We start from the raw sequence: 17,122 nt of genomic DNA, 5'->3' as shown, positions 1-17,122 counted from the left end.
CCAGCACGGGGCTGTCATCCCTTGCGATCATCATCGCCGCGATCTTCTGGATCGATGCTGTGGGGACCGGTTGGGCTATTCCTGGCGACACCTTTGACCGTCTGCCTGGTCGTCATCGGGCGTTACGTCCCGCAGTTGGAGTTCTTGGGAGTTCTGCTTGGCAGCGATCCTGTGCTTGCGCCGGAGGAGCAGCTCTATCAGCGTTTATTGGCTGGCAATCTCGAGGAGGCGGTCGAGTTCGCTGAGAACTATGTCGACGAGTGCTCCTCGCGCGAGCTGTACGATAACGTAGGCATTCCGGCTCTGCGCTTGGCTGAAAATGATCGTCAGCGCAGCAGCACCGACACGAACTACCGGCGCCTTGTCGCGGAAACGGCTATCGCGGTTGTGCGGGAGGTTGACGACCATGTGCGCGAGAAGCCGTCTGCGGTGGAAGAGGGAAATCATCTGACGCAGCGACCATGCGTCCTCTGTCTCGCCGGACGTACGGAGCTTGACCATGCAGCGTCCGAGATGCTCGCCCAGGTACTTCAAGAGCGCAACCTCCGCGCAAAAGTGTTGCCGCCGATCGTGGTCAGTCGGGGAGCACTGGAGCAGCTTGATCTCCAAGGGGTGGACGTGGTGTGCCTGTCCTATTTTCACCCGCAGCCCCAGGTCTATGCACGCTATGTCTTTCGTCGCCTACGTCGCCGGGCGCCCCACGTGAAGTTTGCCGTCTGCTGCTGGAATTTGAGTGCCGGAATGGAACAGGCGAAGAGCTCAAGAGGCAAATGGCCGCCGACGCAGCATTCGCATCTCTGCAAGCCTGCACCGAGCAGGTGGAGGCATGGATCGGTCGAGCAGCAACTCGCGGCGATGCGCCCCAGGTTACGGCTGAGGCCGAGCGAGCGCAGCTCACCGCGCTACGCAGCCTTGGCTTGAATACCTCGAAACGTCAGGCCTTAGATGAGGCGTCCAAAAAGGTTGCACAAGCCTTCAACGTTCCGATCGCGCTGGTGTCCTTGGTTGATGATACTCACCCAACTGCCCCCGATAGCCTCCCCCAGGAGGTTCAAGCTGTGCAGGGCAACCACGAGGGCTCCCTCGCGCGCATGTGATCGCTGCAGACGATATGTTGGTTTGCGAGGATGTCTCCGAGGATCCGCGCTTCGCCGATGATCCGCGTGTGCTGGAGAGAGGCATTCTCTTCTACGCAGGAGTCCCCCTGAGAACTTTATCTGGTCATGTTGTGGGTTGCCTTTGTCTAATCGATACCGAACCGCGGGAGTTCGCTGATCGAGATCGACACCGTCTGCAGGAGCTGGCGAACCAATTGATGGCCGATCTCCAGAACGCCCAAGCGACCAATGACGTCGATTCCGAAACTCGAACCTCCGACCCTCGGAATCGAAATCAGGGGACACGCCGATAGTTTCCTGACGGCATCGGACAATTTCCCACGTTCGGAATGCGAACGGGGATGACCATGCCTGAGATCCGGTTAGATAGCGCTCGCATTGAGCGGCAGCGAAACTCGCCGACGTCAACGATGCCGTCGCGCGGGAGCTATGGGATCTGGTGTACGAACGGGGGCACGATCTGCCCCCGGCGATCGCAGTATCTCCTCGCGGATGAGGTAGAAGCCGCCAGCTGAGGCGGCCTTTTCGGGGCGGGCTCGCTAAGCAGCGCCTTCGCCTTGGCTATCAGTTCGGCCGATCGCTGAATCATTTCCTGCTCACGCTCGGTCTTGGCGCGTATCCGCTCCAGCTTGATTTCGATCTGTTCGGCAAGCCATTTCAAGTCGCGTGTAGTCATATGCGCCTCCCAGCCAAGTCCGGGAACTTAACTCAGGTTAAGAGTTCCGGTTCCGTCAAGTCAACCCAGACGAGTTCCCCGCACATTTGAACACCCGCACGTAGCGGGCGGTCTTAGGGCTCAAGAGGCGCTCCAAGAGCTGCATGGGCTTGTGGCACTTGGGGCAGCGAAATATCAGGTATGAGGCTGGGGCTTGCGACACGGGCACGCCTCGACACGTCTGGTTTTCGTCAGAACGTAGCGCAGGCGATTAAGGCCGCAAATTAATTTAAGACACCTGCACGAACAAACTAGAAGACTGAGAAAAATACGGACAGTACCGGCAATGTAATTAGACGGGACCCGGAGAGGGTTTGTCCGGGTCCCAAACATTCCGGAACAGACGCCATCCCTCTGAGGCCGCTCGGAATGCTAGTCCAGATTCGACAAAACGGCTGAACCGAAAATGAACGCGGCCCGCCAGCGGGGCCGGCAATCTCCTCTATTCTACGTTGGCGAGCATGCAAGTTTCATTTTCGGAACCGCCGAAATGATTCGCTTTTCCGTTTTCCCGATTAAGTTTTTTTTCACCGGGGCTGGCCGCATATTTCACTTAATCTTTTTACCCGGATTTTTGACAGACGTGGGCCGCAGCGAATGAAACCTCCGCTGCGGCCTTCGCGTGTGTCTAGGCCCGCCAGTGTGAACCGGCAGCAATAATGTACAGCTGGTCCGAGTATTCCTTGCGACCCGCCGCGATTGGGAGAAATATGCAGCGCGCGCCTATTTTTTGGGCTGCGCCGAACGGCCTCAGCATCCGAGCCAGCCCCGGAGCCTGCTTGAGGCCGTTTTGCTTTGCGTCAAAAACCACCTGGCATTCACATATGCGAATGAATCCACCAAGCTGATGCTCTCCCCTGCTGTCGCTGGGCACCGGGAGCTACTTCATTGATTAACGACATTCCGCCGCCGAGCCGATTTTTTTGTTCGAATGGGCGGCAAGGGTTGGATGATTTACGATCGAGAACGCAAGGGCCCTGCATTGATCGGGGATTACATGGCGGCCAATTTGACGAAGGAGCGAGCTGAACAGATGCTACGTTCTCTTGCGGCCTCGAATGTAAATAAAGAAGCCCGACAGCGTAAACCGGCGGGTTCTCCTCTTTAACGCCTCAGCTTCGGCGGTGCGTCATCAGCCTGTGCCGGTCGCGCTTTGCGATTAGCTTTCCACACCCACGAGGCGCAGTAGCTCTCGCGCGTTCCGATGCCCAAGGGATTGATAATTTGACTCTGGCCGGCGCCGCGCTTCGATGGCGAGATGCCACGCTCTGCACGCCACACCCTCACGCACGCCGACGGCCGGCCGATGAAGATCACTTTCGGCCAGATGCGCGAGATGGGCTTGCGCCGTGTGCTGGTCTACTGTCATTGCGGCCACCACGTCGCGCTGAGCGCCGATCGCTGGTCAGACGATGTTCGCTTGTCTGATGTCGAGCCGCGCTTCGTCTGCGCCGGCTGCGGAAACCGCGGGGCCGACCTCAGGCCGGATTTCGAGAGCGGCAAACCACCGCAATTCGCCAATTGACCGAGCTTACAGGCTCATGGAAAGGATGGCGGCCAAACCCAAGGCCGCTGCCCCCCACGCCAGTACATGAAACATCCAAGGCTTGATCCAAGGTCGCATCGACGCCTCATGCTAGGGAGGCTGTATCGGGATCAGGCGCGCTAGTTGCGATAGATCAATGTCCTTGGAAAAATCATCGGTGCTCAGAGAGACAGAAGCGCTATTGCTGCGAGCACCGTGTTGAGGGCGCCAACTGCGATGATGGCGGGCGTCACAATCCGGTCATTACTCATTGTACTTCCCCATCGCCAATAGTGGAAACCTTAGTACAACAATTTAAGATGGAAAAGGGTGGCGATGCTGACCCTGGGCGCCAACTGAGGCGGCCTTACTCCTTGGCTTCGGTCCAAGTCTGTTCGCCGCAATCGCACTTATAGATGTTCCGCTTATAAATACACGCGCGAGAACAAAGAACGGCCGATTAAATATCACAAATTGTTCTCGCCGGAGAACGCCCGCTGACATAGAGCTTACGACAGGACGGCCCCAGCAGGGGGCGGCTGCTGGGGCCTCCCTTGGGGTCTGCTCCGGCTTCATGGGGGGCGTTGGGGTCGTCGGAGCAGAGAAGTAATCCGCCAGATTGCCACTTGTTCCCGACTCCCAAAGGCGACGAGAAGTCTTATCTTCGGCACATGCGTATGGCGTACGAACTCTGCTTAGCCACCGCCGCCAAGCAAGTCCCCTCGGGGCCCGACTGGATCCACGAAGTGAAGCACGACGGCGAGGAATTCGGGCAGCGGGCCCGCTTCGCCCTCCTGCTCCACCGGCGCCGCATTGGGATGGACGAGTCGCAGGGGCCCCGGCAACCAGCCCGAGCCATCGAGAAGCCGCTCTGCCTCCTTGGCCATGTCAGCCTTCTTCAGGTGGTCGATCAGTTGCGCGGAGGATTCACCCCGTGCTTCCCGGACCGCCTCCAGAATGCGAGGCTTGGTGACCCGGCCGAGATAGTTGTCGGCGGTCGGTCGCCAGCCGGCCTGCACCATGTCGAGCCCGACCGCGCGCGCCAGCACATTTGCCTGGTCGAGACGCGTGCGGACGCCGTGGGCGGAGACACGGCCCTGATTGTAGCGGTTGGCTGGCTCGTAGAGAGCGTTGACCGCAAATGAGGCACAGTGAGCGAAAAGGGACGCCTGAGCAGCACCGTCGAGAGCTGTGAGCGCATCCCAAAGATCGCTTTCGCCCTTCGGCAAACGTGCTTTCCAGGACTCATGCCGCGCCTCAACGGCCTTCGCGGACGCGCTCTCCCTCAGGCCGGGGGCTTGAGCGGGAAACGTCGGCGTACGAAGTCCGATCTCAAGAGAGCTTCCAGAAGACGAGAACCGGTAAAATGCGGTCAGCACGAAGTTGTGCAATACCGCCTGGAACGCGATGGCGGGATTTTCCGCCAGTGCATCCCGCAATGCCAGCGTGCGATGCGCAGTCAGCTCGGTGACCAATCGATCCGGCAATGGCCTCGTCACATCGTCATCATCCTCGTCGGCTTCGACCGGCGCACCTGCCACCGAAACCACCGTACGCTGAACGGAATCACTGGCGTCGCGTCCCTCGGTTGAAGACGTATCGGTGCTCTGGCCGACGTCGGGATCGGTTGCCGGCAGGTCGTCCTCTGGCCGGACGTAACCTCGGTCTACCGAGAGGCGTCCTTCGGAATCGACACTTACGAATACGCCAGCTCGGGCAATCTCCGCGGGATCGTAGAGCACCGACCGCTCTTCGAACGCCATCAGCGCCGCCTCGATCTCGCCGAGACGCTGGTCGACCTCATCGGGGAGCTCATCTGCATCCTGGTAGTCGGATTCAAGCTTGGCCTGTTCGGCGTTCAGCGCGTCAATGGTGACCTGCTCCTCAGGGGAGAGGTCGACAGGTTTGCCCTTCAGTTCGCGCAGGTCTGTCGTATGGCCGTAGGGGAAATCGACGGCCACGGAAATCCACTTCCAACCCTCGGCGGCAATCGTCTCGGCTTCGGCCTTGAGCCTTTCTGTCACGAGGCGGTCGAGCAAAGGGACATCTTGAAGCCAGCCGCCGTCATCGTGCTCGAAGAGGTCCCGCAAAACGGTGCCGCCGGCCTGCTCGTAAGCGTCCAGTCCGACGAACTGGGCGCGACGGTCGGAAGCGCGCACGGTATTCTCCGTCAGCATCCGCCGGATCTGATATGGCTCGTCGTTGCCCGATCTGCTGGCATTGTCCCAGACCTGCTCCTGACGCGCCTGGTCGGCCGCGACGGAAAAGGCCATCAACTGCTCGAGCGTCATGCCATCTTCGGCATAGACGTCGTGCAACTTCGGCGACACCGATGCCAGACGCAGGCGCTGCTTGACGATCGCTGGCGAGACGAAGTGCCGCGCGGCGATATCCTCTTCACTCATGCCACCGTCGTGCAACACATTGAACGCGCGGAACTGATCCAGCGGGTGCAGGCCGACCCGCTCGTCGTTCTCCGCGAGGGAATCGTCTTCGGCGATACCGCCATCCCTGATGACGCAGGGGACAGGTTGCACCCTCGCCATACGCTTCTGCTTGATCAGCAGTTCGAGCGCGCGGTAGCGGCGTCCACCAGCCGGCACCTCGAACATGCCAGTCTCCTGACCGTCGGCATCGACGACCGCACGAACGCTCAGGCTTTGTAACAATGTGCGCTGAGCGATGCTCTCGGCCAGTTGCTCGATCGAGACGCCAGCCTTCACGCGGCGGACGTTGGACTGACTCAAGACTAGCTTGTTGAAGGGAATATCGCGGGAGGGACTGAGTTTGATTTTCTGAACGCTTGCCATGTCGGATTCTCCGACGGGCGGCCGAAAGACTCTCTCTCGACCTCCTACCCGTCACAGGCAAACCGGCGCTCCTCTCACTCTCTGACGCGCAGCACCAACTGTAGGCGGACACTGAGACGACGTGCGGATGCATCACGCGGCCTCCTCATTGCCCTCAACGATGGACTCGATCGCGGGCGGCAGAAAGGCGAGCAGGAAATCGGCGGCCTTCGATGCCGCACTCGCGGCGCGCACGACGGCGTGATTATCCTCGCGCAGCACCTCGAGCCAGGAACCGATATAGTCGGCGTGGCGCACGGTCGGCACGATGCCGAGTGAAGCACAAACGAAGGCACCAGCCATTTCCGCGACCAGTTCTTCTCGCGCGACGATTTTGAGCCGAACGAACCGGAGTGGTCGCGGTTGAGGCGGGACGCCTGGCCGGTCCAATGACCAAGCTCATGAAATGCGGTCCGGTGCCAATTGATCGGCTCGAAATAGACAGCCGGCGGTGGGGCCTGCACGAAATCGCCCACCGTGTTGTAGTAGGCGCGCACACCGCCGATGCGAAAATCCGCGCCGGTGGCGGCGATCAACGCCTCGGCTCGGGGCTCAATCTGATCTGGTGGCGCCGGGACGACCGAGGCAGCGACCCCCTCGGGCAAGCCATCGCACTGGTCCGTGTTGAAGACGGTAAAACGCTTGAGAAACGGGATGGCGCCCGGCTCTTCACCGGCCTCCGCGGCGCGCCGACGTTCGTCGTCCGGGGTGAAGCGATCGGCATAGACGACGGTCGTTCCCCGTTCGCCCTTCCTGACGTAACCGCCAAGCCCAAGCGCCTGGCGAAAGGTGAGCCAGCTCTGTCCGGAAAAGCCGTGCTCGATAACGGCACCCCACAGGATCAGCACGTTGATCCCGGAATAACCGCGCTGCGTCGACGCGTTGCGCGGCATGGCGAGCGGCGCCTTGATCGCCGCCGTCCCCCATGGCTGCCCCCACGGGATACGGCCGGCCTCCAGCTCGGCGATGATCTTGTCGGTGATTTCGGTGTAAAGGCTCGCGCGGTCTTTGCCGGCGCGAACTCGGGCGGTATGTCCAGGCATCGCGGTTCTCCACGACGGGCACCGGAAGCCTGTCCTCCGATCTTCAACCCGTCGCAGCAGACCCGGCCCGCACTCTCACTCTCAGTGACGGTGACGCCACGCGCTCTTAGAGAAGCGGATTCGCGGTCGCGCCGCGTCTTGGCGTTAGGGATGAAAGCCCGGCGAGCGACTCAAGAGCGATCTCACCACTCATTGGTATCAATTTTGCATTTGTGATATCGTCTCAATGTTGCGCATGTCGATTCACGGCGTGCGCATGTTCACTGAGCCAGTTTTTTACAGAGGACGACATGGCCAAGAAAGCGAAGAAGGCAAAGAAGACCGCCAAGGCAGCCACCAAGAAGGTGGCAAAGAAGACTTCAAAGAAAAAGAAGTAGTCGTATCCGCGACTGAGAGATTGCCGCCTGCGGGTCGCCGCAACCGGACGCAAAGCGAACCTGTCCAAAGGATGTGAAATCTCCTTTGCATGCGTTTCTCTAGCGCGGCAAGGCAACATAAGGCCGGCCCTTTGTGCAGCTAGCTACTGCATAAAGGTCTGGTTTTTCGTTTCTGCCCGGCGAGGGCATGATCTGCTCTTACGCGAAGCATCAATACCGCCACTTCCAGCGACGATGACGCCACGATTCTCTGAGAGAATGGTTTTCGCGGCAGCGCAGCCTTCTTTCGCAAGAGTGATGGAAGCCCGAAGAGCGCGGAGCGAAGGGAAGAAGGCACCCGGCGCGCGGGGCAGTGATAGCGATGCCGGCATGAAATGGCGGCGGGACCCGCGACCGAGTGAAGTCGCGAGACCGGTTAACAAGGCACCCGCGTTCGGGGCAGTGATAGCGGCGCCGGCATGAAATGACGGCGGCCCCTAACGCGAGTGCCTCCGGCGAGCGACTCATGATCGCGCGAGGGATCGAAGCCGGATGGCCGAGACGCCTTGCGGCTCGGTTCACGAGAGCCCGGTGCGGCACTTGCCGCACGCGCCCAAACGAAAAGCCAGGAGACTAAGTGCGGGGACTGGGTGTCTGCGCGTCCGCCAAACCTTGAGCTCCCGGCATTGCGAATCCCAGCCATGTGTTAGCAGCCGGAACGAATGACGGACAAAACGATTCGCCGTTCAGGAGCCCTTTCCATGCTGATGACAAATGAACGAAGACCGGCGATACGGACGATGCGCGGATGGGCGATTGACGTGCTTCAGAACGCTGGCGCCATCCGCGAGTGCGAGGAGCACGGTTGGATGCAGGACCGCGCCGATCCGCATGCAAGGGAGCGGGCCTTCGAAAATGCCCGCCTAGAGCCGCCCGCGGGCGTCTCCCCTGATGCAGCGGCGGCCGAGATTCGCGACGTGCTGAACTCGATCGGTGATACCTGCCCAGAATGTTCCCACCGGCGCCGAGCCTGACGCCAACCTAGTTCTCCGGCTCAGCGGCCTAGCCGTTTCTCCACGCGCTTACGCGCGTTGCCAACCTTTTTGACGGCCTTTTTCACCGCGGGTGCGGACTTTCCAGTCTTCTTCGCCTCGTACTGCACTTCGTAACGCTGCCCGCCAGCTACCTTCGCCCGATCCTGTTTTCGCCCGCGCGCCGTCTTCGTCTTCTTCGCTACCGCCATGGGAGCCTCCTGTTGTGACATCGAAGCAACGCGACAAGGATTCGCAGGTTCCAAGCCGAGCTACATCAGACCGTCATGGAGCTCACTCCTGAGGACCGACGTGACCGGGCCGCGTTGAACCAAGCTGCAGCACGCGTGCTAGATCCCGAACGATGAACGCTTGAAGGGGACCGCTTGCCTGCATCCGTGGGTACGGCCAAAGACTAACCTCGCGCGCGCCGCAGCGCAGCTTCAAATCGCTCCTTCTCCTTATCCCAGCGGGCTTTTTCGGCTTGCAATCTCTTCTCGAGAGCCTCGACCTCGGCCTCGATGACGGCGGCCCGCTTCCCGTGCTCCTGCTCGGCCTTGTCCAAAGCAGCCTGCGCCTTGTCGATGGCCTCCTGACGCCGTTCACGGTCCTTCTGCCTGGTGGCCTCTTCCTTCGCCCGTTCACGCTCGACACGCTTCTGCTCTCGTTCGTAGGCGAGAGCCGCCTTTCGTTCCGCCGCCTTGTCGACGGGGCAAGACGAAGGCCCTTTCGGCCTAGAACCTTTCGACTTGCGGGCGGCTTTCGTTGGCCCGGTACCGCCCAGATCGGTGGGCAGCTCGGCATGTTCGCTGAAGGGCCGGTCGGTCCCAACCGGGCGCCTGAGAACGACACCGGGCCTTGCCAGCGTCGCGGCGATGACGTCCGGATCGTGGCTCTCCTTCGCAGCCCCCTGATGGAATCGGCGCCCCACGCCTCCAGAGCTGCCTTCATGGATGGCGCGGCGATCGCCTGATCGAAAAAGCCCAGCGAGGTCTGATAGGTCTTCAATTTTCTGGCCATCAGTCTGATCCGCCCTTACCGAAATCGTTCACCTCGCGCGCCGCGGCGCCTGCGGAACACGACGCGGTCTCGAAGCGTTCCCTCATCCTTGAAGGACGTCCATGCATTTCGCAGCGCGCTCTTAAGGATTGGCCTCGAATGAGCCGGACGTCGACCCTGCCCAAGCGCCTGCAGCCGATGCTCGCTACTCTTACCGACGCGCCGTTCGACGATCCCGACTGGGTTTTCGAGGACAAGTACGATGGCTTCCGGATGATCGCGGAAATCCGGCGGGGTAAGGTTGCGCTCTACAGCCGCAACGGCAAGATCATTAGCCGTAGCTATATCGAGGTCGCCAAAGCGCTGGAGGGCGTGAAGGGCGACGCCGTGATCGACGGCGAGCTCGTCGCGATCGGAAAGGACGGCGTCTCGCATTTCCAGCTGCTTCAAAACGCGCTGCGCCATGAAGCGAAGCTCCTGTATTGCGCCTTCGATCTCATGTTCGAGAACGCAGCGGACTTGCGCAAGCACCCCCTCCTCGAGCGTAAGAAGCGACTGAAGGCGATACTGCCGCGCGACAAGCTGATCGCCTTCAGCCATCACCGTAAAGCGAACGGCACGAAATTCTTCGCCGAGGCCCAGCGGAAGGGTCTCGAAGGCATCATGGCGAAGCGCGCCGACAGCGCGTATGCGTCCGGAAACCGAACCCCGGATTGGCTGAAGATCAAGACGGCAAAGCGCCAGGAAGTGGTGATCGCCGGCTTCACGGCGCCAAGGCGCACTCGGCCGTTCTTCGGCGCCCTGGTCCTCGCCGTGCGGGAAGACGACGCATGGCGCTACATCGGACATGTAGGCACTGGCTTCAGCCACAAGGTCCTCGAAGACCTCAATTCCAAGCTCGTGAAGCTCACGGTCCCAAAATCACCCTTTCCCGCAAAGGTGAAGGACGAGGCCGCCACGACCTGGGTCAGGCCGTCGCTGGTTGCCGAGGTCAAATTCGCTGAGTGGACGAGCAAGGGGGAACTGCGCCAGCCCGTCTACCTCGGGCTCAGGTCCGACAAGCGGGCGAAGGATGTCGTGCGCGAACGAGAACGTTCGCGCAAATAGCGCTTCCGTTCGGAAGTAACCGGCAAAACGAATTAACGCCTTCACCTCCTCCGCTGTGAATTCCCTCCGCGGTCGTGTGTTCAGTCCCCTCCAAGGTCGTGGATCTCCGGCCGCATGCCCTCGGGCGTGACTTCGATCGTCGCAAGCGTGATCGGCAGCTTGAAGCGTCGCCGTCCCGCGCTGCCGGGATTGAGGTAGAGAACGCCACCGAGCGTGTCGATCTTTGGCACGTGGGAATGCCCGGAGACGATGACGTCGATGCCGTCGCCGGGATCGGCCTGCAGCGTCTTCAGGTCGTGCAGAATGTAGATCGACTTTCCGGCCAAGCGCACAAAGTTCGTGTCGGGATATTCGCGAGCCCACTCGCCATTGTCCACGTTTCCACGGATGGCGGTAACAGGCGCGATCCGGCGAAGCGCGTCGACGATCTCGGGGCGCCCGATGTCGCCGGCATGAATGATGTGATCGACGCCCGTCAGGCCTCGTTCCGCCTCTGGCCTCAACAGGCCGTGCGTGTCCGAAATGATTCCAATCCTGAACATCATTTTCCGTCGCTCTCAGCCGCGATCGCCAAAAGACGATCGAGAAGTTCGACCTGAGCGGACAGCATCTTGGTCCGTGCGAACTCGATATCGAACCATTCCGCGCGGTCTACTTCGGGAAAGCTCTGCCGTCGACCGCTTCGGGGCGGCCATTCGATATCGAATGTATTGCTGGTCAGCGCCGCCGGGTCAAAATGGCCCTCGCCGGCGAATGCGATGACGCGCTTCCCTCCTCGCTGCCGGATCTCCCCGAGCGATTGGATTGGACCAATCGAAGCACTTTGGCCGAGCTCCTCGGCAAACTCGCGCCGCGCGACCTGCTCTGGAGCATCCGCGGCATCGATTTCGCCCTTCGGAATCGACCAGGCGCCATCGTCCTTGTTGCGCCAGAACGGACCGCCGGGATGAACGAGCAGGACCTCGAGCCCGCGAGCGCCCTTCCGGTAGGCCAAAATGCCCGCGCTCAACGTCGATCGCTTGGTAGTCTTTGTCAACGCTGCCATATCGCTCCTATTTTGCGGCGCAGACCGAGTATTAAGCAACGGCGGAAGATCTGAGGGCGGCGACTGGCTACTTGCGCAACAAAGAACGTTCGAAACAGGCCAGAAGCGCAGCAGGTCCCGGATACACCTCGGCGCACCCGGCTTTCCGCAATTCGTCCTCCGTGAAGCCTCCGCAGAGTACGCCCACCGTACGAACTCCCGCCTTCCCCGCCGCTTCCGCAGGGCCAGGGTCATTCCGATGCATAGTGTGAGAAAGGCGCGATCGCGGAAAAGGCGGAGGCGGGCAGGCCGGGCGGCCGCTTCAGCGGGCGCGCCGCCGAAAAGAACCGCAGCGGTGAGGGGGCCGCCGTCGGGGGCCTGGTTCAGGCCCTCCGGTGTTCGCGTCAGCACGAAGACTGCCAACGCGCCGAGAGTGGCGAGCATCGCCGCGCTAACCACGAGTGCCGCGGCAGGGAACCACCGGATAAGGGCCTGTCAGACGCTGCCGCGGATTGGAGCTTGCGTTGATTACGCTGAAGGTTCTTCACACGACGACCTATCGATTCAACGAACACGTGCACCTGTTGCCGCACCGCTTGATGCTTCGTCCGCGCGAAAGCCGCGAGCTTCGTTTGATTTCGAGCAACGTCACGGTGACGCCGCATGCGGCCTTGACCTGGGCGCACGATGTGTTTGGCAATGCAATCGCGACGGCCACGTTTCAGATGACAGCCTCCAACCTGGTGATCGCCAGCGTCGCGGAGCTTCAGCTCGACGCGGTTGCATGGCCGGTGTTCGATATCGCTGTCTCGGCCATGTCTTACCCATTCCGCTATTCTGATGACGATTGGACCGATCTCGGCGCCCTGGCTCTCCCCCAGTTCTCGGACACGGCGGGGGTCCTACGAGGTTGGGCACAAATGTTCGTTCGAGGTTGTCGGACTGATACGCTGTCGCTGCTAAAGGACCTGAGCGTCGGCGTTTCGGAAGCTGTCCTGTACCAGAGCCGTGAGGATGAGGGTACCCAAACGCCGGTAGAAACGTTAAATCGTGGCTGGGGGTCGTGCCGGGATTTCGCGGTGCTGTTTACCGAAGCAGCACGCATGCTCGGGTTCGGAGCCAGGATCGTCTCCGGCTATCTTGACAATCCAGAGCAACAGAGCGTCGGATCGAGCAATGCGGGATCAACCCATGCGTGGGCCGAGGTCTTCGTACCGGGCGCCGGCTGGATCACTTTCGACCCGACGAATCGCGGCCTCGGCGGCCTCAATCTGATCCCAGTCGCGGTCGCGCGCGACATCCGGCAGACGATTCCAGTGTCCGGCAGCTTCGTCGGCAGCATCGGCGCCTTCGCCGGGATGTCCGTAGAAGTTCTTGTCACATCATAGATCGACGCATTGGACCTTCGGCAACCTTTCTGATCAGTCGTTCAGCTTCAAGGCCCTCACGTTTTCTAGAAGGGACTTCAGGCGCCCGCTCATGATGGGCATCGCCTGTTGCGCCTACTCGTCAGTGGGCTTGGGCCAAAGAGTGACATTGCGATCAGTGATCGCCGTCCTAATCTGATGGCAAAATCCCTTTCGTTAAATTTTCTTGAATGAGCAATTTTGACCATGAGCTCGCGCCGCGTTGCGGCACAATACTTCTCACCGCCCTGCTCTCGGCATCCATCGATGATTGAGAGAATGTTTGCGAGGAGCGCAGCTATAGCCAAATGATTCCCGCTAACGGCAACACCCGCTGAAGGATCGCCGCTAGGCAGAATGGAATTGGGCGATTGGCATAACCTGTCGACAGACTTTCAGGGCTGTCGCTGACCCACGTCAATCCACACGAAACAAACAAATCGGCGATAGCTGGAACTCTTGTCGGCTTGCCCTGTTCATTCTTTGTCCGATTCCGGACGCATAAGAATTGGTGGATACTATGAAAAGAATTCTATTAGCGACAGTCTCTGTTCTCGCATTCGCTTCTCCGTCATTCGCGGCGGAGACTGGCAAAACCGTTGGCCAATCGCCCTCCTCGTTCTACCTGGCTCAGGATACTGCGACCATGAAGTGTCAGATCGTCGAGAGCCAGCCTGCTGCCGGCGGCAGCATGAAGGTTGTCGGCGCCGCTCACACGACAAAGGCCTCGGCAGAAGCGGCTTTGAAGGCGGACAAAACTTGCGCGAAGTAATCGGTTAAGTCGCGGCGCGAGTACAAAGGCGGCTCTGCGAGTTCGCTAGAACCACGAATCCTCGGATCCGCCCCCACCAGCGCCTCGAGCGCCCTGGGTCGAGGTTCTTTATCGGCCAGCGGCACGCAATCGACTTGCCGCTTGAGATGCTCCAAATTCGAGAGGATACGACCATGAACCAGCAGACAATGAAATACGCGATTGCGGTCGCACTCTTCGGTGCGGCGACGCTCGCCTCGGTGCTGCCTTCGGGGGCAGCTCCGATCTCGCCGAGCACGGCTCTTCTGACACAAGCGGCTTCGTCGTCCGCAGTGACAGAAGTCTACTACCGACGCCACTACCGCGGTCGCGGCTACCACGGCGCTCCGGGGGCCGCAATTGGTCTTGGCATCCTGGGTGCCGCGGCTGGAGCCGCCGCTTATGGAGCCTACGGTGGTAGCTATTACGGGCCAGGCTATGCGCCGGGCTACTATGCGCCAGATTACTACGGCGGCCAGTATCCCTATCGCCGCCAATACTACGCCCCGTATTGAGGGCACGAGCGACGCTGTTTGGGCGTGGCAACCTCTGTCACAGACCATGCCCACTCAACGCGCGCTCGAGCGCGATGGCGCGGCTGCGCCCTTGTGATCCGGTCAACTGCATCGGCCCCTCCCATCCGGGGTCGCCTGCGGACTTTTGCAGGAGTCGGCGAATCGCAAGACAGACAAAACTTGCGCCGGGGAGCTAAAGGCGCGAGCGCGGGGCGGGTCTATCGGCTCGACCAGCAATCCCGAAGCGACTGACTCGTCCCGGCAACGCCACGGGCACCGCCGACCACGAGCCAAACGATACCAAGGCTGCCTCTCTCAAGCTCAAACTGCCTCCTGCTCCGCGTCCGCCGCGCCGGGTGGCATTTCAATCGAGAAGAAGTAGCACAGCACTTGCCCAGTGATGCCGCCGACAGTCGTCGCCGGAAGCTTGAAGATCGCGCACTCAACTCGGACTACCGTGAGACCCAATATCCACAAGGTCCCACCAAAGGAGTCGGACAATGTCGATCGGACTTATCCTCATCATCCTCCTCATCATCTTCCTGCTTGGTGGCTTCAGCGGCCGCTTCGGCGGCTACGGCTACGGCTATGGCCACGGTGGGATGGGGGTCATCGGTACCATCCTGGTCATCCTCGTCGTATTGCTACTTCTGGGTCGGCTCTGACCCTCGCAGGGTCGGCTGTGTCGACCGGGCGCCTCCCAAAATATCCTGTCCCCGGCGTACCGGGTCCCAACGAGCCCCGACCAGCTGAAGCCGACAATGCCCGCCGATGAAGGGGTGTTTGTGCCTGCCTCGGTCCTGCTGCAGCGGCTGCACGACGAGGCACCGGCAAGATCGCTTTACCCTGGGCTGACTGATGGGTCGCCTACACAAGCACTCCTTCGGCCCTATTATGCTGCTGCTCGCTGTGGTCGCTATTGCACCGGGTGTCTCGATCGTAGCCGGCCTGCTACTCATGATCCCCGCGCCCCAGATGATCGCGGTCTTCGGTCTAATCACGGGGGCGACCAACCAAGGCGGAGCTATGCACTTCCCAAAATCCAGTAACGATGGGGTGCGTCCTGACTGGTTGGTAACAATTCTCACCCGCCACCCGGCTGCATCGGCGGCTGAGGATCCGGTGAAGGCCAGCTGTGTGGTGCGAAAGTCGTTGGACGCCGCGTCATCAAATTTAAGAAAGCTTCCCATCGCGCAGGGGCATTGCGTTGTTCTCGACGTGCGCCAGAATACGCCGGACGTCAGTCGCTTCTTGTGCAGCCATTCAGCGGTGCTTGTCGAGATCGAGTGGCTCGTCACTCACGAGGCGCGTCGGCATCAATGCGCTGAGCGTCAGCCAAATCGACCGGGTTGATGGAAATCCTCTCCACCGTTGAAGTGCGCGGCGGCGCCGCCGGCACCGTGATCATAGTGGCAACCCGGCGAAACGCCTCGAACGACAATCCTTCGATCATCTCCTCATCGGTGATGACCTCGTAGGCACCCGGAGGCAGGAGGCGGTCGATGCCCTTGATCCGGAAGGGATGCTTGAAGGTGACCGTTTCGCGTCGGGAGCGCATGGTCATGATCGGCTATCCTTCAGAAACGGCTTTGCATCGGCGCGATAGTGAAGCAATCCGTTTACAGTGCTCTTTGTGCCGAGATTAGCTATCTCTTTATCATGAGATGGCTGCGAAGTCACCAAACACAAGGCAATACACATCGCGGATTTGTTATAGATGCCGGCGGACGAAATGCTTGCTGATGCCGAGTGAAAAAATGCGAGTTGGCGATCGGCAAGCATCGCGACTCGGAGAGAAGAAATGCTATCTCGCAAATCTACCAGCCGAGATAGACTCGCGGCAGTTGGCTACAACCGCCATGGCGCGATGGGACGGTTCTGGCACGGTCTTCATCGTCACGCTCTTATGACGATGATTGCTTACGCCTTCTTGCAGCACTTCCGCATTGCCAAGACGGGGCGCAAAAATCAATCGACGGCCACCACCTCAGCCCAACCTGCCAGCCTCGCGTCCCGCCATCGTCGCTCTCATTCTTAAGCCATCAGATCCGCGATACGGATACTGCAGAACACAGGTCAGCGAAGAGCAAGGCGTGAACAAATCTGCCAAAGTCGTGTTAGCGCCCACCCGAAGCGCCTTTATGATCGTGCAGGAAACGGGCGATCCGCGTCTTCAACACGGTGGCGTCGTGCGATTTGCCCGAGGCCGCGTGCTCGAAGAGCCTGCGCTGGACGTCAGTAGGCAGATCATTCCATTCGCTGACAAGAGCGGCACCCAGACATTCCAGGACTCTGCGCTCCACATCGCGCAAATCGCTGGCTTCATATGGTAAAGGCCACGCCAACTCCTGCGCTCCGCCTTCCTCGTCCCAACGGTCGAGAGCGGTTGCCATTTCTTCTCCCGACGTTGGCCTTCGACCTTTCTTTTTGACCATTCTATATAGTCGCACATGTCGGCATTAAGCGCCATTCGCTCGATCGCGGGGCGATCCGAAGCGCCAATCCTTCTAGTACCGAGAATGCCGCGGCCGCGGAACTCGGTAGTTCGCCCATCGGTTAGTGCAACGGTTTGTTCGCGCGGCGTACAGACCCAAGGTTCACCATGGATGTGAGGGAGGCACGGTTTGGCAGCTGACGGACCTGC

15 protein-coding genes and 4 pseudogenes are annotated in these 17,122 nt (G+C 60.5%); 10 read left to right on the top strand and 9 right to left on the bottom strand.

Going from position 1 to position 17,122, the window contains the following annotated elements; all coding sequences use genetic code 11:
• Positions 1-93 precede the first annotated feature (93 nt).
• Together XI05_RS07690 and XI05_RS39670 are read left to right on the top strand one after the other, a co-directional pair.
• Positions 94-921, top strand: coding sequence for a hypothetical protein (locus tag XI05_RS07690; protein ID WP_271500092.1), 828 nt, complete (start codon positions 94-96; stop codon positions 919-921).
• 154 nt (positions 922-1,075) lie between these two features.
• A pseudogene (locus XI05_RS39670) lies at positions 1,076-1,411 on the top strand (GAF domain-containing protein); the annotation flags it as partial.
• 134 nt (positions 1,412-1,545) lie between these two features.
• Here XI05_RS39670 and XI05_RS07680 read toward each other — a convergent pair.
• Positions 1,546-1,794: a hypothetical protein gene (locus XI05_RS07680; protein ID WP_271500089.1), complete on the bottom strand. Its 249-nt coding sequence runs from the start codon at positions 1,792-1,794 to the stop codon at positions 1,546-1,548.
• Positions 1,795-3,091: 1,297 nt separating this feature from the next.
• On the opposite strand from XI05_RS07680, the gene XI05_RS07675 reads away from it, so the two are divergent.
• Positions 3,092-3,358: a hypothetical protein gene (locus XI05_RS07675; RefSeq protein WP_271500087.1), complete on the top strand. Its 267-nt coding sequence runs from the start codon at positions 3,092-3,094 to the stop codon at positions 3,356-3,358.
• A gap of 695 nt (positions 3,359-4,053) precedes the next feature.
• Here XI05_RS07675 and XI05_RS07670 read toward each other — a convergent pair.
• Positions 4,054-6,168, bottom strand: coding sequence for a ParB/RepB/Spo0J family partition protein (locus XI05_RS07670; protein WP_271500084.1), 2,115 nt, complete (start codon positions 6,166-6,168; stop codon positions 4,054-4,056).
• Positions 6,169-6,300: 132 nt separating this feature from the next.
• Positions 6,301-7,250: pseudogene (locus tag XI05_RS07665) on the bottom strand (ArdC family protein).
• A 226-nt stretch (positions 7,251-7,476) separates the two neighbouring features.
• On the opposite strand from XI05_RS07665, the gene XI05_RS07660 reads away from it, so the two are divergent.
• On the top strand, positions 7,477-7,704 hold the full coding sequence (locus XI05_RS07660) for a hypothetical protein (RefSeq protein ID WP_271500080.1): 228 nt from the start codon (positions 7,477-7,479) through the stop codon (positions 7,702-7,704).
• Between the two features lie 663 nt (positions 7,705-8,367).
• Positions 8,368-8,640 (top strand): hypothetical protein, encoded by a 273-nt coding sequence (locus XI05_RS07655; protein ID WP_271500077.1) that lies wholly within the window; start codon positions 8,368-8,370, stop codon positions 8,638-8,640.
• 20 nt (positions 8,641-8,660) lie between these two features.
• On the opposite strand, the gene XI05_RS07650 is transcribed toward XI05_RS07655, so the two are convergent.
• Complete coding sequence (locus tag XI05_RS07650; RefSeq protein ID WP_271500074.1) at positions 8,661-8,849, bottom strand: DUF3606 domain-containing protein; 189 nt, start codon at positions 8,847-8,849, stop codon at positions 8,661-8,663.
• A 203-nt stretch (positions 8,850-9,052) separates the two neighbouring features.
• A pseudogene (locus XI05_RS07645) lies at positions 9,053-9,657 on the bottom strand (cell envelope biogenesis protein TolA).
• Positions 9,658-9,795: 138 nt separating this feature from the next.
• Between XI05_RS07645 and ligD the strand changes: the two are divergent.
• The gene (gene ligD, locus XI05_RS07640; protein ID WP_271500071.1) at positions 9,796-10,743 is read left to right on the top strand and encodes a non-homologous end-joining DNA ligase; all 948 of its coding nucleotides are present in this window, start codon (positions 9,796-9,798) and stop codon (positions 10,741-10,743) included.
• An 80-nt stretch (positions 10,744-10,823) separates the two neighbouring features.
• On the opposite strand, the gene XI05_RS07635 is transcribed toward ligD, so the two are convergent.
• The gene (locus tag XI05_RS07635; RefSeq protein ID WP_271500068.1) at positions 10,824-11,288 is read right to left on the bottom strand and encodes a metallophosphoesterase family protein; all 465 of its coding nucleotides are present in this window, start codon (positions 11,286-11,288) and stop codon (positions 10,824-10,826) included.
• Positions 11,285-11,788 (bottom strand): NUDIX domain-containing protein, encoded by a 504-nt coding sequence (locus XI05_RS07630; protein ID WP_271500066.1) that lies wholly within the window; start codon positions 11,786-11,788, stop codon positions 11,285-11,287. The genes XI05_RS07635 and XI05_RS07630 overlap by 4 nt, the downstream gene beginning before the upstream one ends.
• Positions 11,789-12,291: 503 nt before the next feature.
• On the opposite strand from XI05_RS07630, the gene XI05_RS07620 reads away from it, so the two are divergent.
• The 3 genes from XI05_RS07620 to XI05_RS07610 all read left to right on the top strand — a co-directional run bounded on the left by XI05_RS07620 (position 12,292) and on the right by XI05_RS07610 (position 15,143).
• Positions 12,292-13,155 carry a transglutaminase family protein gene (locus tag XI05_RS07620; protein WP_271500063.1) on the top strand — a complete coding sequence of 288 codons (864 nt, stop codon included), beginning with the start codon at positions 12,292-12,294 and terminating at the stop codon, positions 13,153-13,155.
• A gap of 963 nt (positions 13,156-14,118) precedes the next feature.
• Complete coding sequence (locus XI05_RS07615) at positions 14,119-14,478, top strand: hypothetical protein (protein WP_271500060.1); 360 nt, start codon at positions 14,119-14,121, stop codon at positions 14,476-14,478.
• 500 nt (positions 14,479-14,978) lie between these two features.
• A complete protein-coding gene (locus XI05_RS07610; protein ID WP_018646276.1) occupies positions 14,979-15,143 on the top strand; it encodes a DUF3309 family protein in 165 nt (54 codons plus the stop codon).
• Between the two features lie 629 nt (positions 15,144-15,772).
• Here the strand turns inward: XI05_RS07610 and XI05_RS07605 are convergent.
• Positions 15,773-16,042, bottom strand: coding sequence for a hypothetical protein (locus XI05_RS07605; RefSeq protein WP_038958099.1), 270 nt, complete (start codon positions 16,040-16,042; stop codon positions 15,773-15,775).
• A 199-nt stretch (positions 16,043-16,241) separates the two neighbouring features.
• On the opposite strand from XI05_RS07605, the pseudogene XI05_RS07600 reads away from it, so the two are divergent.
• Positions 16,242-16,516 (top strand): annotated as a pseudogene (locus tag XI05_RS07600) (IS701 family transposase); the annotation flags it as partial.
• A gap of 79 nt (positions 16,517-16,595) precedes the next feature.
• Here XI05_RS07600 and XI05_RS07595 read toward each other — a convergent pair.
• Positions 16,596-16,871, bottom strand: coding sequence for a hypothetical protein (locus XI05_RS07595; protein WP_018648614.1), 276 nt, complete (start codon positions 16,869-16,871; stop codon positions 16,596-16,598).
• Positions 16,872-17,122 lie beyond the last annotated feature (251 nt).

This window comes from Bradyrhizobium sp. CCBAU 11357 (assembly GCF_028128865.1).
GTDB lineage: Bacteria > Pseudomonadota > Alphaproteobacteria > Rhizobiales > Xanthobacteraceae > Bradyrhizobium.
Note: the sequence above shows the minus strand (reverse complement) of the source record. Positions and strands in the feature narration are given on the sequence as shown.